This window comes from Richelia sinica FACHB-800 (assembly GCF_014698825.1).
GTDB lineage: Bacteria > Cyanobacteriota > Cyanobacteriia > Cyanobacteriales > Nostocaceae > FACHB-800.
Genome location: NZ_JACJTT010000031.1, coordinates 19,953 through 43,280, shown reverse-complemented (window position 1 = coordinate 43,280; position 23,328 = coordinate 19,953). Strand labels below are relative to the sequence as shown.

Below are 23,328 nucleotides of genomic sequence, written 5' to 3'. Positions count from 1 at the left end.
TGATGATTAATAATTTGCCTAATTAACTACACACAAAATAACTTTCTTTTTGCTGCAAATACAACGTCAACATCTTACCCAAAATGGCACATTGTTCTAAAAAATCTATGTTTTCATTACCCCATAATTTTTCTAGAATCACACCATTCACAAAACTCAGAACAAAGGCAGCTAAAACATCATCGTCGATTCCTAATAAATCACAGGTAGCTTGCTGATAACGCTTATTTGCCCGTTTAAAAACAGTGCTATTATTCAGCATTGTTTTCGAGTCTTGATGTTGACAAAAATCAACCCAGACGTAAGTCCACTTAATTAAATAATCCTCATTTTTCACCAAATATTTACCCAAAGCCGCCATCGACTCCGATAAATTCTTCTTCCCTCCCAACTCGGCTAAAGCTGCTACCACATCTTGCTGACTGATTTCCTCTACCAACTGCTCAAACAAAGCTTGTTTGCTGGGAAAGTAGTGATAAAGAGTACCAGTAGACACCTGTAAACCCTGAGCGATTTGCCGCATAGTAATAGCCGCATAGCCTTTCTGGGCAAATAAATCGAAGCATTTGCCGAGTAATTCTTTACGGTACTGTTCATGATCAACTATTTTCGGCATAACGCAGAGAATTTATATCGAACGCTCGTTATATTTAGGTTAACTGGAATCCATCTGCTAGTCAATAGAGAATGTAGAAGTGGTTAAATATTGCACATGGGTATTATCTTAACTTATTTTATATATTTGTTTCATAAATTAATAATTGGCTTTCTCGATACTTTCTATTGAGTCCATAGACAAATTGCACTTAGGAACTGCATAAACCAAAAAGACTCAACCTATGTAGTCAGTGAAGGGGATAAAACCCAACATTTAGCAACCACACTGACACTTTTGGAGTCTAATCATGAAATTCCATCACTTCACAGGTTCCTTGTTAACAGCTACCGCACTGATTACAACTTCCATCCCAGCTTTTGCCGGGCCATTTGACCTCAAGCCTAATGACATCTTTTCTCCTGCGGCTGCAACAAGAGGAGCTACCATCGGTAATGGCACTGCCAACAATTCCCCTGCAAATACAACAACTAATCCCGTTGGCACCAGTGAAATTCAAGGATTAGGTGATCACCAATCTTGGGTTGATCAAAAAACCTTAGCAAATGACCCCCGTGCGTTATGCAGTGACATAGGTTTAGGGAACAATACTCGCAACAGTTCTAATAAAATAGCTCTTGCTAACTCCAGCAGCAGTCGTTCCAGTTCATCTCGCAGTCATAATGACGGTGGTGGAGGTGGTGTCAGTTTCTTAGGTATTGGTGTCAGTGGTAGCGGGGCCAGCCAAGGTAGCCAGAACAACAATGAAGCCCGTGACCAAAATAGCAACCGTAATGAAGAAAATAGCAGTAGTTCTTCTACTGTGGTACAAGGTAAAAATTGTGATGCCTTTGTTGGTGCTGCCGCAGCTAGAGATATGAATTATGAGGATAACCTCACCCGTCGCTATGAAATCAAAACTGGTCGTCGAGGGCAGCAAGTTAATCAACTACTGGATAACAGGTGATAGCTATTCCTGGTGCAGGTGAAAATGACCAAGGGTAGTAGGGGACAGAAAGTTGCTGAACAAAATCAGTAAAAATGCCACCAGGTCAGGGGACTCTATGACAAAGTTAGCTAACACCATAACTTTTCCCCTACCTTCTGTCTCCTGTTTTTGCCTTTGGCAAATAATCACTAAAGACTCACATATCTGGATTAATTTTTAGATTGTCTTTTCGCTAGTTATGACAATTTGTGATATCATAGTCCTGTCTTTTTTTACATATAATTTAGCAGCAGTAGATTTACCTAAAAAATCTACTTATGTGTGCAATTTAAAAATACTTTTCAAGAAAGATAATCTGCACATTTGCTAACATAAATTGAGGATAAAAATATGAAGTTTGGCATTGATATCGGTCATAACTGTCCACCTGATACCGGAGCTAGAGGAATTAAATTTGAAGATAACTTAACCACAGAAGTGGGTAATAAAGTTATGGAAAAATTAAGAAGTTTAGGTAATGAAGTAGTTGATTGTAAACCTAAAAGTGCTTCTAGTGTAGGACGTTCTCTGGCTGGACGTTGTGATGCAGCTAATAGAAACAGAGTGGATCTTTTTGTTTCTATTCATTTTAATGCTTTTAATGGTAGAGCTAACGGGACAGAAGTATTCGCCATTAGTGATAACGCCAAAAAAATTGCCCAGCCTGTATTAAATGAAATTATTAAGTTAGGTTTTTTTAATCGGGGTGTGAAAAATGGTTCCCATTTGTATGTTCTTCGCAACACAAATATGCCAGCGATTCTCATAGAATGCTGCTTTATTGATTCAGCCAAGGATATGGAACTCTATGACGGAGAAGCCATGGCTGATGCCATAGTCAAGGGTTTAACTGGGAAAGTGCCAACAGCAAGCGAACCTGTAAAAACAGTGCCTGATGACGGTGATAATCCTGATAAAACAGTGTTAAGAATCCAAAAGTCTCTGAATCAATTAAAAATAACAGATAGAAATAACAAGCCTTTAGTAGAAGATAATGCTATGGGCCCAGCTACCACATCAGCCATTGAAAAGTTTCAAAAGATAGTGGGAATTATGCCCACAGGAATTGCTGGTAGCACTTTCTGGGAGGCATTGAATCAAATCATCGCCAAACGAGTGATTCGGGTTAATCATGCTGGTGCACCAGTGGTAAGATATCTGCAATTCCGTGTGGGTGTAGATATTGATGGTATTTATGGGCCACAGTCAGAAGCAGCAATGAAGAAATATCAAGCTCAAAATGGTTTAACGAGTGATGGTATTGTTGGGCCTATGACTTGGGCAAAATTACTTGGCTAGTGGAATTCACACAAATGAATCTGTGTGATTGGTAAATATAGCAGGTGACAGGTAACAGGTGACAGGTGACAGTGCTAGAAGCCTTTGGCTGTCTCGATTTTAGTGTTAGTTAATGTCCTAACCGTTCTGTCCATTGCTATATCAAACATTAATTAACTCAAATCTCATAGGGTGCCTAATACCAAAGGATAGGGCACCCTATTTAAGTGTCAAAATAAAAAGCCCCTGAAGATGGGATGGGGCTTGAGCTAAACATACCTATAGACTATGGAATTACTTGAGCTTACAGGGGAAAAGGGGAGAAATAGGGGAGATGAGGGAATTAAAATGTTATGAGCAGTTTATTAGCTGCTTTTTTTAGAAAGAAAAAAATTAGAGTGTTGTCTGGTAATGAATTTACACCTTTTGCATACAATAGACTTATTAGAAAATTAGGTTTTGGCAATGGATTTAGAGGATATCTAGTCGATTGCTTCTCTTTTTTGCATCTATATAAAAGTGTTAAATAACACTTTCCTTGTTGTTGTAGTGACTGGTCTTTCACCAGACAGGTTAATTGTTTTTGGGTGAAGTCACAGCGATCCAAAACGCAACATCTAGAAATATAAAATCTTGATAATTCTAAAGTTTTTCTTTATTCCAGCCAAAATCAATACAAATACTGTTTAAAGAGCCTGATTATAAATGCTTATACTACAACATAGTCCTGGCATAGTTGTTTTCTGGGCTATTGTTGTTGGTTGCTCATTTCCCGAACGCTTTCAATTAGCTGATTTTGTCAGATTATAATGCTGATTTCCTCCTCCCTCATTGAATCTATTCATCTGGAACAGGCGATTATTGCTCATCCTTTAGTCGTGTCTCCAGAGACGTTGGCTACTGAAGCGATCGCCCTGATGAGTCAGGCACGCGCTAGTTGTGTGTTAGAAGATACTGAATCTTCTACTCAGGAGTTGTTGGTAGAAGCTCGCTCTAGTTGCGTATTGGTGATGGCAGGAGAAAGACTAGTTGGTATTTTTACAGAAAGGGATGTTGTTAACCTCAGCGCAGAAGGGCAAACAATTGCGGGATTAGCGATTGCCCAGGTCATGACTTCTGGTGTGATTACTATCAATCAATCGGCATTGAATGATATTTTTTCTGTACTCAATTTGTTTCAGCGCCATCGAATTCGTCATTTACCCATAGTAGATGCTCATGGCAAATTAACAGGACTGGTAACTCATGAAAGCCTCAGGCAAGTTATCCATCCTAGTGATTTGTTGCGATTGCGTCTCATTTCTGAAGTCATGACAATGCGAATAGTCAAGGCTTTTTCGCAGACAAATGTGTTAGATATTACACGTTTAATGGCAAAAGAAAAAGTTAGTTCTGTGGTGATTGTAGAGGAAAAAGATTCTCTCTTTTTTCCCATAGGTATTGTGACGGAACGGGATATAGTCCAATTTCAATCCCTAGAGTTAAACCTGGAATTAATGGCAGTGGCAACAGTTATGAGTGCCCCAGTTTTTTCCGTCACTGTCCATGAGTCTTTGTGGTCTGCACTGACACTCATGCAAGAACGACGCATTAGTCGAGTGGTGGTGACAGGTGAACAGGGTGAACTGCAAGGAATTATTACCCAAACCACCTTACTACAAACCTTAAATCCCTTTGATATTTACAAAGTAGTAGACTCACTCAAGCAAAAAGTTTCCCAATTAGAAACAGAGAAACTAGAACTCTTGCAAAATCGCAATGTCCAACTAGAGCAAGAAATTCAAAAGCGCACCCAACAATTACAAGTCAAAGCAGACCTAGAGGAGTTATTAGGAATTATTACTAGTCGCATTCGGGCCTCCCTGGACTTGGAAGATACCTTAAATACCATTTCCTCCGAAGTCCGCAAATATTTAAAATGCGATCGCGTCATCGTTTATCAATTTCAACAGCACAATCAGGGTGTCGTCATTGCTGATAACTTTGGTGAAGAATGGGAATCTTTCGTTGGACATGATATTAATGATTGCTGTTTGCAAGAGGCTTGGCTGCAACCATATCTGAATGGCAGAATCCGAGTAGTACATGATGTGGCTAAAGAAAATCTCACGGATTGTCATCGACAATTACTGCAAAGTTTAGACATTCAAGCCAAAATTTTAGTGCCGATTATCTTAGGAAATGGACTGTGGGGATTGATGTTAGCCTGTCAAAGCTCTCCCCGCAATTGGTTTATTGAAGAAATAGAATTATTGCAAAAATTATCGGTGCATGTGGCCATTGCCATCCAACAAGCGGAATTGTATCATCGTGCCCAATTAGAATTACAAGAAAGACAAAGAGCAGAAATAGCCCTGGCAGAGTCAGAAGCTATTTACCGGACAACTCTAAATAACATAGCTGATGCTGTTTTCATTACTGACTATACAGGTAAATTTACCTTTATTTGCCCCAATGTGCATGTCATCTTTGGCTATTCTGTGGATGAAATTTTGGCAATGGGCAGCATTGACCGCTTGCTAGGTCAAGTAATAATTGCATCAACACAGATAACATTGACAAGTGAAATTACTAATATTGAAAAAGATATTTATGATAAGTATGGCAAAATTCATACCATCCTGATTAATATCAAAAAAGTAGACATTGCCGATGGAACTTGGCTTTATTCTTGTCGAGACATTAGTGAGCGAAAGCAAATAGAAAAAGAATTACAAATTAGTGAAGAACGCCTACGAACCATAGTAGAAACCAGTTCCAGTGGCTTAGTTGCTGTAGATCGTCAGGGCATAATTGTTTTTGTCAACCCAGCCGCTGCCCAAATGTTTGGTAGGAATATAGATGAATTGTGCGGTTGGCCTTTAGGAATTCCCTGCGACTATAGAAGCCGTCGAGAAGAAGAAATTGAATTGCTGCAACCATCGGGTAAAAGACGGACAGTTAATATGCAAACAGCCAAAATTTATTGGCAAGGTCAAGAGGCTTTTTTGATTTCTTTATCAGATATTACGGCACTCAAACAAACAGAAGCATTATTACGAAATAGTCAAGAACAACTGCGCCAACTCAATGAGCAATTAGAGGGGCGAGTGGAACAGCGGACTGCGGCACTGCGAGAAAGCGAACAACGATATCGAGCCTTAATGGATGGGGCTAGTGATGCGATTATTTTGACAGATATTCATGGCAATTTATTAGAAGTAAACCGCCAAGCAGAAGAGTTATTTGGATATTCCAGAGATGAATTAACTAGCTTGCACTATACCCATATTTATCCAATAGAGGATAGAGAAAGGGCCTGCGCGACCTTCTCGACCATGGTGACACAACAAAAAAATAGTCAGCTTTTGGACACTAAGGTACTGCGAAAAGACCAATCCCAAATTCCTATAGATATGACAGGTAGTGTAATTCAATCCAATAGTGGCTTGGTTGTTCAAAGTATTTTTCGCGATATTACTGAACAAAAACAAGTGGAAGAAGCACTCCGCCGCAGCGAAGAACGTTTCCGACGCTATTTTGAGCAGTCTCTGGTGGGGATGGCCATTACTTCTCCTGAACAGGAATGGTTAGAAGTAAATGATCGTCTGTGTGAGATGCTGGGCTATTCACGGACTGAATTGATGAGTTGCAAATGGACAGAATTAACCTATGCAGATGATTTGGTCAAAGAATTAACAAAATTAAACCGCATCCTCACGGGAGAGAGTGAAGGATATTCCTTAGATAAGCGATTTATTCGCAAAGATGGACAGATTGTTTATGTGATAGTGTCTGTACGTTGTGTGCGTAAACCAGATGGCAGCGTAGATTATTTTGCCAAATTAGTCCAGGATATTACTGACAGGCAACACATGGAAGATGCTTTGCGCCGCAGTGAAGAAAGGTTCCGCATAGCTTTAAACAATTCACCCATTGTTGTGTTTAACCAAGACCTTGACCTGCGTTATACCTGGATTTACAATCCAGCCTTGGGTTTTAGGTCTGAAGAAGTAGTGGGCAAGTTTGATACTGACTTATTCCAAACAGAGGATGCTTACAAGTTAGAAGTTTTGAAACGCCGAGTTTTATCTACAGGTCAAGGGTTAAGGGAAGAAGTGATTGTCAATGTTCAAGATGATTTTATCTGCTATGTGCTGACCATTGACCCGTTACTAGATAGACACGGCAATATTGAAGGTATTACCTGTGCAGCCTTAGATATTACTGACCGGAAAAAAACTGAATTGGCTTTAAAGGAAAGTCAGTATTTGATTCAGCGACTAACGGAAGCTAGTCCAGATATTCTCTATATTTATGATTTGCAAGAAAACATCAATGTTTATACCAATCTTGTTATTGGTCGGTTGTTGGGGTTCTCTCCAGAAGATATCCGCGCCATGGGTGATCAGTTGTTTGCACAATTAGCCCATCCTGATGATCTGCCTAGAATCGCAGCCCACCATGAAAGATTTAATTCTGCTAATGATAGTGATATTTGGGAAATTGAGTACCGAATGCGCGATCGCCAAGGTAATTGGCATTGGTTTGTCAGCCATGACACTTTATTTACTCGTGATAGTGAAAATCGTCCTAAACAAATTGTGGGTGCAGCTTCAGAAATTACGGAACGCAAACAAATTGAAGCTGAATTGTTACAAACTAATGCTGAATTAGCCCGTGCTACCAGGCTAAAAGACGAATTCTTGGCCAACATGAGCCATGAATTGCGGACTCCCCTGAATGCCATTTTGGGCATGTCGGAAGGACTATTGGAGGGAGTTTTTGATCAATTAAGCGATCGCCAAAAACGTGCCATTTCTACCATCGAACGCAGTGGTAAACACCTCCTAGAACTAATTAACGACATTCTCGATTTATCAAAGGTCGAAGCTGGCAAACTAGAATTACAACCCGCACCTGTCACCGTCAACTATCTTTGCGATTCCAGTATTACCTTCGTCAAACAACAAGCACTGAAAAAAAATATTCATTTATCTGTAGAAATAGCCCCAGATTTACCAGAATTATTGGCAGATGAACGGCGAATTCGCCAAATTTTGATTAATTTGCTCAATAATGCCGTTAAATTTACCCCTAGTGGGGGTATGGTGAAGTTAATAGCCTACAAGCAGGTGGAATCACCACAAGAAGCAAATAGCACTGAACAACCCAAAATAGGATTTTTGTCCTTAGGTTCTCACCAAGTCCCAAATCATAGCCAATGGATTTGTTTTTCCATCATTGATACAGGTATTGGTATTGCTCAACCAGACTTAGAGAAACTATTTCAACCCTTTGTGCAAATTGATAGTAGTTTAAACCGTCAACATAGCGGTACGGGTCTAGGTTTAGCACTGGTGCGTCAACTGGTAGAATTACACTTAGGCAAAGTTACGGTCACTAGTCAACCAGGTCAAGGTAGCTGTTTTACAGTTTGTATACCTGATCAGGGTATATCTCCATCCCCTAGTGTGAATCTTACCCCATCCATTAACTTACAGGCCTTACCAGACAACAATCCTCAAGTGCTGATCATTGAGGATTCAATGGTGGCAGCAGAACAATTGGCCCGCTATTTGCATGAATTGGATTTACAGGCAACTATCTATTCTCAAGGTGAAGGAGCAATTGATGAAGTAATCCGTATTAATCCGGCATTGATTCTGCTGGATATTTTGTTACCCAACTTGTCTGGGTGGCAAATCCTGGAACAACTAAAACTGCATCCAGTGACTAAAAATATACCCGTTTTAGTCATTTCCGTAGTAGATGAGCGATCGCAGGCCTTTACCTTAGGTGCTAATGATTATTTAGTCAAACCCATTTCCCGCGAGCAAATCCGTAACTCCATCAAAAAACTCCAAAATCCTGAAGATGATTCTCACACTGCATTAATTATTTCTTCCGGTGATCAGCCATCAGAACCAACTACCCCACCATTGATTTTGTTGGTAGAAGATAACGAAGCCAATATTGCCAGTATCTCCAACTATTTGGAGGCAAGAGGATATCGATTGATCATGGCTAAGGATGGACAACAGGCACTGACCATGACAAAAACCCAACATCCTGATTTAATTCTCATGGATATTCAAATGCCGGGAATGGATGGACTGACAGCAATGCGATTGTTGCGGGCTGATCCAGAATTAACCCCAATTCCCATTATTGTATTAACCGCTTTAGCTATGCCAGGCGATCGCGAAAAATGTTTAGCAGCAGGAGCCAATGACTATGTAACCAAACCAGTCAAATTGAAAATGTTAGTAGAAAAAATCCAAAATTTATTACATCAAAAATAATTAATTCTTATGAAAAAAACACCAGAGATTCTCATCATTGATGATGAACCTGATAATTTTGACGTTATTGATGCTCTATTAGATAGTGAAGGTTATCAATTAAGCTATGTTTCCAACGGACAACAGGCTATAGAATTATTATCTCACTTTCAACCAGATTTAATTTTATTAGATGTGATGATGCCCCAAATGAACGGCATCGAATTTTGTCATCAGTTCAAGTCTAATTCTGTTTGGAAACATATCCCCGTCATCATGGTTACAGCCTTAACGGCTAAGGAAGATTTGTCTCAATGTTTAGCTGCTGGTGCTGATGACTTTATTAGCAAACCTGTCAATGGTTTAGAATTGCGTTCTCGCGTTCGTTCCATGCTGCGGATTAAACAACAATATGATGCCTTGCAAGAAACATTAAATTTGCGAGAAGACCTCTCAAACATGATTGTTCATGATTTGCGAAATCCCATTACATCCATCATTCTGGCAGCAGAAATTTTACGCATCACTGATTATCTACCAGAACGCCAACAGCAAAAAACAGAACAAATTATCATTGCCTCACAAAAACTACAATCCATGGTTGATAGTTTGTTGTTAATGGCAAAAATAGAATCTGGGAAAATGATTATACAATATTCAGATGTGAATTTATTAGAATTATGTTCATCAGCAATCGCTGACGCAGAACCGGTAGCCCAACAGAAAAAATTACAAATTGTCAAAAAGCTGCCAGAATCACATGAAACTAGAAGTGTTGATATGAATTTACTCCGGCGAGTCTTGGATAACCTGTTATCCAATGCCATTAAATTTGCACCAACAAATAGTCAAATTATCTTTGAACTTGATTATCCTGAAACCAAAAAAGCCAGAATTAGGGTTGTTGATTCAGGCCCTGGTGTCAAAGAAGAATTAAGAAAAACAATATTTGAAAAATATGAAATTGGTACGTTAATGGCTGGAGTTTCACAAATAGGCTTAGGACTAGCTTTTTGTAAGATGACAGTCGAAGCCCATGGCGGATGTATTCAGGTGGAAAATAATCAACCCAAAGGAGCAATTTTTACTGTTGAAATATAGCAGGTGACAGGTGACAGGTAACAGGTGACAGGTGACAGGTGACAGTGCTAAAAGCCTTTTGCTGTCTAATACCAATTTAAAAAATGATTGTTACAGATGTAGGTTGGGTTGAGGTACGTATCCCTGCGGGACACTGCGTGAACACGCAGTGTGCCGTTCGCGGTAGCGTTGCGTAGCAAAGGCATAACCCAACACTCTAAAACCTTGTAAACGTTGGGTTTCACTTTGTTCAACCCAACCTACGCATCTGTAGCATTCTTTTATGGAATTGGTATAAGTTTTATTCTTAGTTAATGTCCTAACCGCTCTGTCCATTGCTATACTTCATTGATGCCACTGCAAATAGTCAAAAAAAACCTCCTCGATACTTGGTAGTCGCAGGAGGAGAATGAGAAAAAGGTCAGAGGAAACTTGAAAGTTCAACCAAATTTACTGGCGGTTGAGGCTATGAGGAAGGCGGCATAGGTGAGGACATAACCAACTGTGAAGTGAACTAAACCCACCAACCAACCTTGGACAATGGATAAAGCTACAGGTTTATCTTTCCAATAAACTAAGTTTGCCAAGGGGGTGCGTTCATGGGCCCACACCAGAGTTTCAATCAACTCTTGCCAATAACCTCGCCAGCTAATCAGGAACATGAAGCCAGTGGCCCAGACTAGGTGTCCAAACAGGAACATCCAGGCCCAGACAGAGAGATTATTTGTCCCGTAGGGGTTATATCCATTGATTAACTGGGCGGAGTTTGCCCACAGATAGTCACGGAACCAACCCATGAGGTATGTGGAATTTTCATTGAACTGAGCAACGTTACCTTGCCAAATACCTAAATGCTTCCAGTGCCAGTAGAATGTTACCCAACCCAGGAGGTTCAACATCCAGAAGAAGGCGAGGTAGAAGGTCTGTTGCCATGAGGAGGTTTGACAACTACCACCGCGACCAGGTCCATCACAAGGGAAGTTGTAACCAAAATCTTTCTTGTCTGGCATTAACTTACTGCCACGGGCATCTAATGCACCTTTCACACAAATGAGTGTGGTAGTGTGGAGACCAAGAGCGATCGCATGATGTACCAAAAAGTCGCCAGGGCCAATAGTCAAAAACAGGGAATTAGTACCAGAATTAATCGCATCTAACCAACCGGGCAGCCAGACGTTACCATGATTTGGCCAAGCTGTATAGGCAATACTGTCTGGATTAGATAGCAAAGCATCCATCCCATACAGCAATTTACCATGGGCAGTTTGGACAAATTGGGCAAACACCGGCTCAATCAATATTTGCTTTTCTGGTGTCCCAAAGGCCACGACAACATCGTTGTGAACATATAACCCTAGAGTATGGAATCCTAAGAACAATGACACCCAGCTAAGGTGAGAGATAATCGCTTCTTTATGCTGAAGTACCCGGTCGAGAACATTACCTTTATTTTGGTCTGGGTCATAGTCCCGCACCCAGAAAATCCCCGCATGGGCAAAGGCACCAATCATCAAGAAGCCAGCAATGTACTGATGGTGAGTATATAGGGCTGCCTGGGTGGTGTAATCCTTGGCCATAAAGGCGTAAGGAGGCAGAGAGTACATATGCTGTGCCACCAGGGAAGCGGCAGTTCCCAAGGCAGCTAGGTGAATACTCAATTGGAAGTGGAGGGAATTGTTATAGGTGTCGTACAGTCCTTGGTGGGGAAGGTTAAATTGACCTTCGGTGGCAAGACCAAAGAAATTTCTGGCATTGAGCATTTCCTTGATGCTATGACCAATACCAAAGTTAGTACGGTACATGTGACCGGCGATAATGAAAATAACAGCGATCGCTAAATGGTGATGGGCCATATCCGTCAACCACAGCGAGTCTGTCTGTGGATGAAAGCCACCCACAAAAGTCAAAATTGCCGTTCCTGCACCTTGAGAAGTCCCAAAAATATGCTCTGCTGTATCGGGATTTTGAGCATAGACAGCCCAGTTACCTGTCCAGAAAGGAGTTAAACCTGCTGGGTGGGGCAAGGTTGTGAGAAAGTTATCCCAACCCACATGAATACCACGAGATTCGGGAATAGCCACGTGAATCAAGTGACCAGTCCAGGCCAAAGCACTCAGACCAAACAAACCTGCTAAGTGGTGGTTGAGTCGTGGTTCTGCACTTTTAAACCAAGTCAAACTAGGGCGAAACTTGGGCTGTAAATGCAACCATCCAGCAAACAAAAACACGGCAGCTAACAACAACAGAAATACTGAACCAATGTACAGTTCATTGTTGGTTCGCATTCCAATGGTGTACCACCAGTGATAAACACCAGAATAGGCAATGTTCACGGGATAGTTAACACCACCTTGAGTAAAAGCTTCTATGGCTGGTTTACCAAAGTGAGGGTCCCAAATCGCATGGGCAATGGGGCGGATATGCAGGGGGTCTTTAATCCATTGTTCAAAGTTACCTTGCCAAGCAACGTGGAACAACAGACTCGAAGTCCACAGGAAAATGATTGCCACATGACCGAAATGGGTTGCAAAAATCTTTTGGTAAAGATTTTCTTCTGTTATGTCATCATGGCTTTCAAAATCATTACCTTGAGCCATTGCATACCAGATCCGCCTTGTGGTTGGATCTTGTGCCAAATCCTGGCTAAATTTTGGATATCTTTTTGCCATGTGTTGTCATCACAACTTTTCTTCTGTATAGGAGTAATTAAGAAGTGAACTTTTAATACTTCCATCACACTTGAGGAAGAAATTAAACATGGAGTTAATCGATGATTTATCTATGCTGATGGGGATATATCCAAGGAAGTAAATTTATTTCATCCCGAATGACTATCAAGCTGCGGAGAATGAAACAATTGAACGCAGATAAGCGCGGATGAACACAGATAAAGATGTCTCTATCAAGAGATTTAGGAATTCTGTGCCGCCTCATATAGAACTGATATCGTGTAGAGTGGAAGAGAGATGTAATTTTATAAAATAGTTTTGTTCGTTTATGTATATCTTGAATTCTTAAATTTCTACATCTGTCTGGAGAGTTAGCTTCCACCTGCAATGCTGTAAATCAGGTAAAATTTTTCCCACCTTCACTAACTCTCGTTGGTATGATAGTAAGAGGAGAGCGATCTGATAAAATCAAGGCGAGTTAATCTAAACCCACCCTATCATAAATTATCTCAATAAAATTTTTCTTTATTAAGCTCCAGCAAACTCAGTTAATTTACGAGTTTCTGGATCATGAAAAGCTAAAACAATATCCTCTTTTGGTACACCTTCTCTTAATAACTCAGTTGCAATACCTTCCTCTGTCCAATCTTCTTCAATTTGAAAGTCATTCATTGGTGAAGTATTGATAAAACTTTTGATTTCAACAACAATTCTCCGGTTTTATTGTTCTGCTAATAAAGTTTTTTCTGCCAATAAGTCAGCAAAAAAATTATCGTCTTCATATTCAATTATATAAGGATCAGCTAAAATCGCCCAACCATCCTTAATTAATGCATTTTTAACTGCATCATGGTAGATATCCTTGGCTGGCATTTTTACCCTGTTAATAACACTCGATTTTCTGGTATCAAGATAATAACATCTTTTTTACATCGGCTAAAGATACTGAAAGACTATCTTTTTCTTCGTCTTTAGCTTCTCTCAAATCTCGTAAATCTTCCAAATCTTCTAACAATTCTTGAATCTTCAAAAACTCTTCATAAGGTAAAACTGCAAATTGCTTTTCACCATTTTTTATTAAAAACTCAGGATGTAATTTAATCATTTTTGCAACTCCTTCTACTCATAAGCTTTACTACGATGCTTAACCCTATACACGATTATATTCTGTTCTTCTAATTCAAACAAAACTCGATAATCACCTACTCTTAAACGATATTCTGGCGTAAAATTAGTTAAGCGTTTTACATCTCCCTGTAAATCATCTTGCATTGCTTCAATTTTATTAATAATGCGTTATCTGTCATTTACGGGAATTTTCTGTCAATCTTTAATCGCTTTAGGTTTAAATTCTATTTGGTACTGCACATATTTTAACCTCTGAAAATGTAGCCAATGTCAGGTATGAATACTCACTCTGCTTGAATTATTATACTAGCAGGAGAGCGATCGCTCTTCCATTATCCCTAAAAATAGCGATACCTACGGTAAGCTAACACTATTTACTCAATATCAGTCCATTCACGAGCATCTACAAATAATGATAAATGTTTTACATTTGTAGTAGCAACAATAACTTGATTTCCATTTAGTTCTGCAATTTTCGCCTGTGCTGCTAAAATTACGTCACCATCAAGAGATTTAGGATCAGCAGTTGCTTTTCCTGTTTGTCTCACTTCTGCCCAAAATTGCGCGGCTAAAAGTATTACCTGAGTTGTAATAGGAAGATAAATTAATACTGATTGTAACTGTTCTAGTCTTTTTAAGCCATTGTTTTTGTTGGCTCTAATTAGTTCTCTTCTTACTTCATAGTTAGCAATTTCCGGTAAAGCAATATTTTCACTTTTTCTAATAAGTCACGATACCATAATTTACATTTTTGAGATTCTATAGATGTTGATTTGGGGTTGGTAATAATTCCTAAAACTCCTGAATCCAGGATAATTAATCTTGGCATTATAATAATAATGAAAATAGATAAAAATTAGGAATAATGGTCTTGTTATAAAGACTGAGACAAATACTCTAAAGTTTCTGTTTGTTCCTCTTCATCTCCTTCTTCTTCCCACATTTTTAATAATTCGAGTGCTTTTTGGTTGTTGCTTTTTGTCGGTTCTAATTCTTTTTTGTTTTCAATTATTGTTTCTAATTGTTTGATATAATCTAAGATTTTTTGATAAGATGCTGCATCTTGTACTACTAACTCAGCTTTACCATTAACCGTTAAAATCAGAGGATTTCCAGTTTCTTTCATCTGATTAATTAGTTCATTGGTGTTGCGTTTGAAAGTTGAGAGGGATTGGATATCTTGACTGAGATTAATCATGGTTGGTAACTCTGCACTAAATTTACATCTAATTTGATGCTACCAGAAAACGAAAAAAGCGATCGCACTTCATGTCACATACATCAAACAGAGATCGCTCCTCAACTTCTCTACACCAGAAAAGCGATCGCATTCCATCATCCCTAAAATGGCGATCGCTCCTCCATCCTACCTAACTAAAATGGCGATCGCTCCTCCATCCTACCTAACTAAAATGGCGATCGCACTTCATGTCACATACATCAAACAGAGATCGCTCCTCAACTCCTCTACACCAGAAAAGCGATCGCATTCCATCATCCCTAAAATGGCGATACCTACGGTGAGCTTCGCTAACGCACTTCATCGTACCTACATCAAACAGCGATCGCTCTTCCATCCTACCTACATCAAATAGCGATACCTTCCGTCAGCTACCGCTAATACCAATTCCATAAAAGAATGCTCCCGATGCGTAGGTTGAGTTGAACAAAGTGAAACCCAACGTTTACAAGGTTTTAGAGTGTTGGGTTTCTTACCTAAACCCAACCTACATCTGTTTATATTTAGCTTAAATACTAGTGCTTGTCCTCTCTCTACTTTTTTTGGAGGTTCACCATTAATATCTTAAGGATCACGAATGATATGGCAACCATCTTTAATTAAAGCAATCACTTACTCTGCAAAAAGTCTCAAAAAATTTTTTAAATCATCTAAAATTGAACTTTCAAAATCTAGAATATGACTTTTGTGTTCCAAAACATATGCAAATTCACTCATTGAACATTTTTTTCCTGCTTGTTTAGATTCTTGGTGAGAACAAGTGTCATATCTCAGATAAATACTAAACCAAAATTTATCAAACTCTTTGTCTGAGATAATTATTTCACTTTTGTGAACACAATTACGCCAAGTGTATAAACAATCAGCATGAGGAGAAGGTTGAGTTTTTATAGCTTTCAGAACGGTTTCTAATTCTCCGGTTTGATCAATATTGGTAAAATAACATCCTAATTTCAGTCCAATATTATCTTCTTTTGTAGCTACTTCAATCAAGTTATCAACATCATTGATATCAGAAGATTTTTCAAAAACATCATTAATGCATTCATTGACAAAATCTAATCTTTCTTGTTTCGTGTAATTATCTTGATCAATAATGATTCCTACTTTTTGAATATCTTTTTTAGGAACATTAAGAGATAGACTCTTTAAAGCTTGAGTTAATTTTGTTTTGTCTAGTCCAGATAAGCGTTCATATTCATGAATATAGATTGGTTGATCTATTGTTACATTATTAAGATTCATTAATTCAATTAATTTGTTAATAAAAATTTCATCATTTTTGCTTTCAACAATTAGTATATTTGTCATTGTAATAAAATTATACTCCTTATTCTCCTCTTATTGGTTTACCATGCTCAATTTCATATTCCAAAATATCTGTATCCCTTGTAATTGCTATAATTTGATCTGTCCTAGGATTATGAGCTAATTCAATATAAGCTCCTTGATTCGGGAAATTTTGTCCGGCTTCCATAAATGATTTAATCATTTCTAAGCTATGAGTTGTTGCAAAAATCATAGTTTGTAAATCATTTGAAAGACGAAATAATGCTTCCCAAAATTTCTTTTGACTTGTATAATGAATACCATTTTCTATTTCATCTATAAATATTACATTGTGATCTTCATTAAGAATTTCTAACGTGATTTCTGCTACACGATAGACCGCATCACCAAATAAAGAAATGGGAAAGCCTCTTTTTTGATTTTTCTTTTGTAAATACAAAGTTGGTTCTATATGAGAATATGTCCTTATATTTTCAATAGAATTATCTAGCATTTGAATCATTTGTAAAACGTCTTCTCCATTACCCTCAAAATCAATCTTGTCATATTTTTTAGCAATTTCTTCGTTAGATATTCTATGAGAAGAAGGAATAAAAGGAATATCAATTTCATCAGGAAAATCCGGAGAAAGAATTCCTCTAGAATGAGCAATTAAGTTTCGTTGAAATATTTTTTCATCATTTAAATGTTGTTGTATTTGTAAAATGGATATAGAAGAGTTACTATCTGAAATAAAATCGAGCAATTTTTTGACATCTTCATTATCTTCAAGAATTTTAGACTGTAGAGATTGAGATATAGAAAGAGAAACTTTTTTTTCCTCATCATCAAAACGCCCATAAATACTGATATTATTTTCTATGTCTTGATTATAAAAAAAGTTGTTCCAAGCATCTTTGGGTTGCCTTTTAATGGTATCAGAAGATTCTTTTCTGATTCTCTTTAATCCAACAATACTAGAAGGATGAGGATAAAAATAAACTAATAGTGCTTCTAACAATGAAGTTTTACCAGCATTATTTTTTCCTCCTATTAAATTAACATTTTTAAACCCGCTAATTTTTATGTCTTGAAAACACCGAAAATTTTCTATTTTAATACTTTTTTGCTTTTGCATATATTTTAAAATGGCAAAGGATCGAGTTGAGTCAATAAGGATTCACCCTAAAATTATACAATACTAGACCTTCTCAATCTTAGGCATCTTCTCCAAGGAATGACCCGACCGAAATCCTCAAAATTCGCAATTTCATCTCAATTGACTTGAGTAATAAACTTTAAGCAACACTAAACTAAGTTAATTTCCAAATTTCCGGATTATGAAGAGCTAAAACAATATACTCTTTCGTACAATCTCCCTTAATAACTCAGTTGCTGTTCCTTCATTAGTCCCATCTTCGTCGATTGGCATTTTTACCCTGTTAATAACACTTGATTTTCTGGCATCAAGATAATAACATCTTCTTTACATCGGCTAAAGATACTGAAAGACTATCTTTTTCTTCGTCTTTAGCTTCTCTCAAATCTCGTAAATCTTCCAAATCTTCTAACAATTCTTGAATCTTCAAAAACTCTTCATAAGGTAAAACTGCAAATTGCTTTTCACCATTTTTTATTAAAAACTCAGGATGTAATTTAATCATTTTTGCAACTCCTTCTACTCATAAGCTTTACTACGATGCTTAACCCTATACACGATTATATTCTGTTCTTCTAATTCAAACAAAACTCGATAATCACCTACTCTTAAACGATATTCTGGCGTAAAATTAGTTAAGCGTTTTACATCTCCCTGTAAATCATCTTGCATTGCTTCAATTTTATTAATAATGCGTTATCTGTCATTTACGGGAATTTTCTGTAAATCTTTAATCGCTTTAGGTTTAAATTCTATTTGGTACTGCACATATTCTAACCTCTGGAAATGTAGCCAATGTCAGGTATGAATACTCACTCTGCTTGAATTATTATACTAGCAGGAGAGCGATCGCATTCCATCATCCCTGAAATAGCGATCACTCTCTCATCCTACCTACATCAAATAGCGATATCTAGAATGATATTCGCTAACTCATCCCATCATTTCCAAAAAGCAATATGTACCCCTAACCTGCGATGCTAATAATTTATATACACTAAATATTTTCACTATTTTGCACATTGCTCTGTAAATATTCTTGATTTGATATATATTTTTCCACATTTTCTAATATTTCTCTTAAATAAGAAATCACTCTTTTTTGAATTTTCAATAACTCATCAGCAGTGGCGTTTCTGCCAACTTCCTCAAACGACTTAAAACCATGTGCTAAATCATTTCTATTAGTCTTAATGGTTAGTAAATCAGTTCCATCTCTAGTTTTTCTCTTATTAGTTTGGGACGAAAAACCATAAATTTTTGCTGTATTTTTTATTTCTAACGCATCCACATTACCAGAAAATAGTCTTTTTTTATTCTCTTTCTTAACAAGAGCATCAAAAGTAACTGATATGATATCAACTGAAATATTTCTGAGACCTAGTAAAAGAGCATCTTCGGATTGGATATCTTTATATCTAATATGATTAATAATCATTCTTCTAATTTCTTCTCTCACATCATCAAAAGAAACTCTTCTCGTTTTTAATTCGTCAAAAATTTTTTCGATTGCATTACGCATTGTAGCTTCTACTAGATTGTATAGTAATAAATACCCTGTTGCTTTAAGAGTTTTTTCTAAATCATCATCTATTAGTTTAGTTGTGGGATTATTTGCATTACCCATATTTAATTTAATTGAACCTTGCTCTAGGTTTTTCAAAAAGTAAAAGTATTTACTCACTTCTTTGGCGCGTTCATTAAAATCCTGAAATAATGTACTTGTCATGAATTAACTAAAAAGTGATCACGAACATATTCAATACGATTAGTAACTTTATTTTGAGAACTACTAGCATCAGATTTTGTTAATTTTCTAAAATCATTAGAATCTAAAAAAGAAGTAGTTTTTGGTACTAAATTGGGATTTTCTCTTAACGCCAAAGCAATACCTACAGTAATAGATTCAAACTTAATTCTAGTTGTAGGTTCATAGCGATTTTTAGTTTTTCTATAAATATGTAAAGAATTAGGACAATATCTTTCTACAAATCCTAACATTGAATGAAATTCATTCCTCATAGCATTTATTTTGCTCTCATCTGATTGATTTTCCATTTTTAAATATTCATTTAAGAACTTATGAATTTTATTATCAAACTGACCATAATTTTGATAATTATTTAAAAAGGCAAAAAAACGTAATACATATTCTTGTGGATCTCTTTTATTAATTTCAGTCTCAGTAAAGGAACATAAATTTCTAAAAATTTGACTTTTTGAAAGTTCTTCAATTAAATCAAGACACTTTCCTGGTTCACCTCCTCTACGTTTTTCCATTTCATTCAATTCAACACTACCACTATTAATTCTTTGGAACAGGTCCCTTCTAATTTCTTCATCCGCTTCCTCTGTTAATTGAATCATTTTAATAGTGGTTCTATTAAAGCGTCTTTGGCGTGTTGGTAGTAAATCTTTAAAAGTAAAGCCATTAAGAGTTGTTAGTTTTTCAAGATTTCCTAATGTAAGTTCATTATTAATAAACCTGGTTAAAGTACGAATACGTTGTGTACCATCTATAATTTCCAACCGTGTTGAATCTTCTGATTCTGATACATCCGCCACAAAAATATAAGGAATTGGTAAATCTAACATTATAGATTCAATAAATTTTGATTGTGTATCTTCATTCCAAGCCATTTCTCGTTGATAATCTGGAATAAAAATTTCATTTTTATCTTCATCTATTCCCTCTAAATATTTTTGAACAATTACTTCGATAGGATATTCTAAGGTCTTGTAGTCAACACGCTTTCTGTTATCGCGGATTTCTTGTTCTGCATTTTCTTTGCGCTGATTTGTAATTTCTAATTGAGTGACCATATTTAATAATTAATTTTTGCTAATGTTTGCATTCAGAAATTGGTTGATTAATTAGCGGAGTATAAATAGATTTTAATTTTATCTTGTCTTGGTTTAATGTATGACGCAAAAAATATTAATCCTGAGCCTTAATACTATGTGCGTCAAATAAAGGTGAGTCTATCCAGACCCACCCTAATCACAATTATACCAAAGCCGCCTGTTCCTCCTTACTAATCACTCTGCCTTCATCCTCAAAGCCGGCAATTTGATCAAAGTTCAAATACCGATACAAATTATCAGCAAAAGGATTAATTTTCTTCGCCACAATATCCAAATATTCCTGTACTGTGGGAATACGTCCTAACAACGCACAAACTGCGGCTAATTCTGCTGAACCTAAATAAACTTGTGCACCTTTACCCATACGGTTATTGAAGTTGCGAGTGGAAGTAGAAAATACAGTTGTGCCATCAGCAACTCGCGCTTGGTTACCCATACATAAACTGCATCCTGGCATTTCAGTTCTCGCACCCGCAGCACCAAAAACGCCATACACACCTTCTTCTTTTAATTGGTGTTCATCCATGCGGGTGGGTGGTGCTATCCACAACCGAGTTTTCACTGCACCTGCACCTTCTAAAACTTTGGCAGTTGCCCGATAATGACCGATATTTGTCATACAAGAACCCACAAATACTTCTTGTACTGGGTCATTAGCAACTTCCGATAATAACTTAACATTATCGGGGTCATTGGGAGCAGCAACAATTGGTTCTTTGATGTCGTTTAAATCAATTTCAATTATGGCTGCATATTCAGCATCGGCATCAGCTGATAATAACACCGGGTTAGCTAACCATTCTTCCATTTTCGCCACACGACGCATAATGGTTCTGGCATCAGCATATCCCCGTGCGACCATGTTTTTCAACAAGGCAATATTGGAACGCAGATATTCCGCAACTGTTTCTTCACTCAATTTAATTGTGCAACCTGCACAAGAACGTTCTGCGGAAGCGTCGGTTAATTCAAAGGCTTGTTCTACTTTTAAATCTGGCAAACCTTCAATTTCCATTATCCGTCCTGAGAAGATGTTTTTCTTGTTCTGCTTCTCGACGGTTAACAAACCTTTTTGGATGGCAACATAAGGAATAGCATTTACAATATCCCGTAAAGTTATTCCTGGTTGCAATTCTCCTTTAAATCTTACCAAAACTGATTCTGGCATATCCAAAGGCATCACACCCAATGCACCAGCAAACGCAACTAACCCAGAACCAGCAGGGAAGGATATTCCTATGGGGAAACGGGTGTGGGAGTCTCCACCTGTTCCCACGGTGTCGGGTAACAACATCCTATTTAACCAGGAGTGAATGATACCATCACCAGGACGCAAAGCGACACCACCACGTTGAGAGAAGAAGTCTGGTAAGTCGTGATGGGTTTTAATATCCACTGGTTTGGGATATGCTGCGGTGTGACAGAAGCTTTGCATTACTAAGTCTGCACTGAAACCGAGACAAGCTAGTTCTTTTAACTCGTCACGGGTCATGGGCCCTGTAGTGTCCTGAGAACCGACGGTGGTCATGATGGGTTCGCAAGATGTCCCTGGACGCACACCGGGTAAACCAGAGGCTTTCCCGACCATTTTTTGTGCAAGGGTGTAACCTTTGCCGGTGTCTTTTGGTGGTTGGGGACGGATAAATAAATTGCTGGGTGCTAAACCTAATGCTTGACGGGTTTTGTCGGTGAGGGTACGTCCAATTAATAAGGGGATGCGTCCACCTGCACGCACTTCGTCTAAGATGGTGTCAGGTTTGAGGCTGAAGGTGGAAATTACTTCTCCAGCAGCGTTGGTAATTTGGCCTTTGTAAGGATAGATGGTGATAACGTCACCAGTCTCCATTTTAGTGACATCACATTGAATTGGTAATGCACCGGCATCTTCAGCTGTGTTAAAAAAGATAGGAGCGATCGCACCACCTAAAACATATCCTCCGGCCCGTTTATTCGGCACAAAAGGAATATCATTACCCATGTGCCACAATACCGAGTTAATAGCTGACTTGCGAGAAGAACCAGTACCCACCACATCACCGACGTAAGCAACTGGGTGTCCTTTTTTCTTCAACTCTGCAATTGTTTCCAAGCTTCCCGGTTGACGAGTTTCTAACATCGCCAAAGCGTGCAAAGGAATATCAGGACGGGTGGTAGCGTGGGTTGCGGGTGATAAGTCGTCGGTGTTGGTTTCTCCTGGAACTTTGAAAACAGTAACTGTGATAGCTTCAGGAAGGGTAGGACGAGATGTAAACCATTCTGCTTCTGCCCAAGCATCTATCACTTTTTTAGCGTAAGCATTGGTTTTAGACAACTCTAAAACATCGTGAAACGCATCATACACTAATAAAGTTTTACTTAATGCCTTCGCTGCTGGTTCTGCAACTGGAAAACTCAGCAATTCAATTAATGATTGCACATTATAGCCACCGACCATAGTTCCCAATAATTCCACAGCTTGAACCGGGGAAACTAAGGGACTAGTAACTTCACCTTTAGCAATAGCTGTCAGAAAACCAGCTTTTACATAAGCAGCTTGGTCTACTCCAGGGGGAATGCGATCGCGTAATAAATGTAATAATACCTCTTCTTCGCCTTTAGGTGGATTTTTCAATAATTCGCATAATTCTGATGTTTGTTTTGCATCCAAAGGTAGCGGAGGAATACCAAGTTGTGCTCTTTCTTCAGTGTGTTGACGATACTGTTCTAGCATTTTTGTGTTGTTCCTTAGTCAGTCTATCTCTTTAATTATGAGCTAATTTTGGGCAGAATTTGGCTATCACAGTTTATCTGATTT

At 38.0% G+C, this 23,328-nt stretch carries 18 protein-coding genes and 1 pseudogene; 5 read left to right on the top strand and 14 right to left on the bottom strand.

From position 1 onward, the window contains the following. Window positions 1-22: 22 nt before the first annotated feature. Entirely contained in the window at window positions 23-616 is a 594-nt protein-coding gene (locus tag H6G73_RS18350; protein WP_190607103.1) for a TetR/AcrR family transcriptional regulator, read from the bottom strand. 289 nt (window positions 617-905) lie between these two features. Here H6G73_RS18350 and H6G73_RS18345 point away from each other — a divergent pair, with 289 nt between their 5' ends. The 4 genes from H6G73_RS18345 (at window position 906) to H6G73_RS18330 (ending at window position 10,225) form a co-directional block, all read left to right on the top strand. Further along, window positions 906-1,562: a hypothetical protein gene (locus H6G73_RS18345; protein WP_190607101.1), complete on the top strand. Its 657-nt coding sequence runs from the start codon at window positions 906-908 to the stop codon at window positions 1,560-1,562. A gap of 372 nt (window positions 1,563-1,934) precedes the next feature. After that, complete coding sequence (locus tag H6G73_RS18340; protein ID WP_190607099.1) at window positions 1,935-2,882, top strand: N-acetylmuramoyl-L-alanine amidase; 948 nt, start codon at window positions 1,935-1,937, stop codon at window positions 2,880-2,882. 788 nt (window positions 2,883-3,670) lie between these two features. Then, the gene (locus H6G73_RS18335) at window positions 3,671-9,145 is read left to right on the top strand and encodes a PAS domain S-box protein (protein ID WP_190607096.1); all 5,475 of its coding nucleotides are present in this window, start codon (window positions 3,671-3,673) and stop codon (window positions 9,143-9,145) included. A gap of 9 nt (window positions 9,146-9,154) precedes the next feature. Next, window positions 9,155-10,225, top strand: a complete 1,071-nt coding sequence (locus H6G73_RS18330) for a hybrid sensor histidine kinase/response regulator (RefSeq protein WP_190607094.1) — start codon at window positions 9,155-9,157, stop codon at window positions 10,223-10,225. A 419-nt stretch (window positions 10,226-10,644) separates the two neighbouring features. On the opposite strand, the gene psaB is transcribed toward H6G73_RS18330, so the two are convergent. The 6 genes and pseudogenes from psaB to H6G73_RS18295 form a co-directional block, all read right to left on the bottom strand. Then, a complete protein-coding gene (psaB, locus tag H6G73_RS18325) occupies window positions 10,645-12,873 on the bottom strand; it encodes a photosystem I core protein PsaB (RefSeq protein ID WP_190607093.1) in 2,229 nt (742 codons plus the stop codon). Window positions 12,874-13,401: 528 nt separating this feature from the next. Continuing rightward, window positions 13,402-13,746 (bottom strand): annotated as a pseudogene (locus H6G73_RS24520) (element excision factor XisH family protein). Between the two features lie 34 nt (window positions 13,747-13,780). Then, a complete protein-coding gene (locus tag H6G73_RS18310; RefSeq protein ID WP_190607083.1) occupies window positions 13,781-13,978 on the bottom strand; it encodes a type II toxin-antitoxin system Phd/YefM family antitoxin in 198 nt (65 codons plus the stop codon). A gap of 14 nt (window positions 13,979-13,992) precedes the next feature. Further along, the gene (locus H6G73_RS24515) at window positions 13,993-14,154 is read right to left on the bottom strand and encodes a type II toxin-antitoxin system RelE family toxin (protein WP_313948510.1); all 162 of its coding nucleotides are present in this window, start codon (window positions 14,152-14,154) and stop codon (window positions 13,993-13,995) included. 221 nt (window positions 14,155-14,375) lie between these two features. Further along, window positions 14,376-14,549 (bottom strand): hypothetical protein, encoded by a 174-nt coding sequence (locus H6G73_RS24510; RefSeq protein ID WP_242034239.1) that lies wholly within the window; start codon window positions 14,547-14,549, stop codon window positions 14,376-14,378. 326 nt (window positions 14,550-14,875) lie between these two features. Further along, entirely contained in the window at window positions 14,876-15,199 is a 324-nt protein-coding gene (locus H6G73_RS18295; protein WP_190607090.1) for a type II toxin-antitoxin system Phd/YefM family antitoxin, read from the bottom strand. Between the two features lie 148 nt (window positions 15,200-15,347). Between H6G73_RS18295 and H6G73_RS18290 the strand changes: the two genes are divergently transcribed. After that, window positions 15,348-15,596 carry a hypothetical protein gene (locus tag H6G73_RS18290; protein ID WP_190607088.1) on the top strand — a complete coding sequence of 83 codons (249 nt, stop codon included), beginning with the start codon at window positions 15,348-15,350 and terminating at the stop codon, window positions 15,594-15,596. A 257-nt stretch (window positions 15,597-15,853) separates the two neighbouring features. On the opposite strand, the gene H6G73_RS18285 is transcribed toward H6G73_RS18290, so the two are convergent. The 7 genes from H6G73_RS18285 to acnB all read right to left on the bottom strand — a co-directional run bounded on the left by H6G73_RS18285 (window position 15,854) and on the right by acnB (window position 23,244). After that, entirely contained in the window at window positions 15,854-16,552 is a 699-nt protein-coding gene (locus tag H6G73_RS18285; RefSeq protein ID WP_190607087.1) for a DUF3226 domain-containing protein, read from the bottom strand. A 19-nt stretch (window positions 16,553-16,571) separates the two neighbouring features. Further along, a complete protein-coding gene (locus tag H6G73_RS18280) occupies window positions 16,572-17,648 on the bottom strand; it encodes an AAA family ATPase (protein WP_190607085.1) in 1,077 nt (358 codons plus the stop codon). 328 nt (window positions 17,649-17,976) lie between these two features. Then, window positions 17,977-18,174, bottom strand: coding sequence for a type II toxin-antitoxin system Phd/YefM family antitoxin (locus H6G73_RS18275; RefSeq protein WP_190607083.1), 198 nt, complete (start codon window positions 18,172-18,174; stop codon window positions 17,977-17,979). A 14-nt stretch (window positions 18,175-18,188) separates the two neighbouring features. Continuing rightward, complete coding sequence (locus H6G73_RS24505; protein WP_313948510.1) at window positions 18,189-18,350, bottom strand: type II toxin-antitoxin system RelE family toxin; 162 nt, start codon at window positions 18,348-18,350, stop codon at window positions 18,189-18,191. Between the two features lie 316 nt (window positions 18,351-18,666). Continuing rightward, complete coding sequence (locus tag H6G73_RS18265; protein WP_190607081.1) at window positions 18,667-19,398, bottom strand: MAE_28990/MAE_18760 family HEPN-like nuclease; 732 nt, start codon at window positions 19,396-19,398, stop codon at window positions 18,667-18,669. Next, complete coding sequence (locus H6G73_RS18260; protein ID WP_190607079.1) at window positions 19,395-20,492, bottom strand: DUF262 domain-containing protein; 1,098 nt, start codon at window positions 20,490-20,492, stop codon at window positions 19,395-19,397. Before H6G73_RS18260 ends, H6G73_RS18265 begins: the two co-directional genes overlap by 4 nt. Window positions 20,493-20,676: 184 nt before the next feature. Then, window positions 20,677-23,244 (bottom strand): bifunctional aconitate hydratase 2/2-methylisocitrate dehydratase, encoded by a 2,568-nt coding sequence (acnB, locus tag H6G73_RS18255; RefSeq protein ID WP_190607078.1) that lies wholly within the window; start codon window positions 23,242-23,244, stop codon window positions 20,677-20,679. Between the last annotated feature and the right edge of the window lie 84 nt (window positions 23,245-23,328).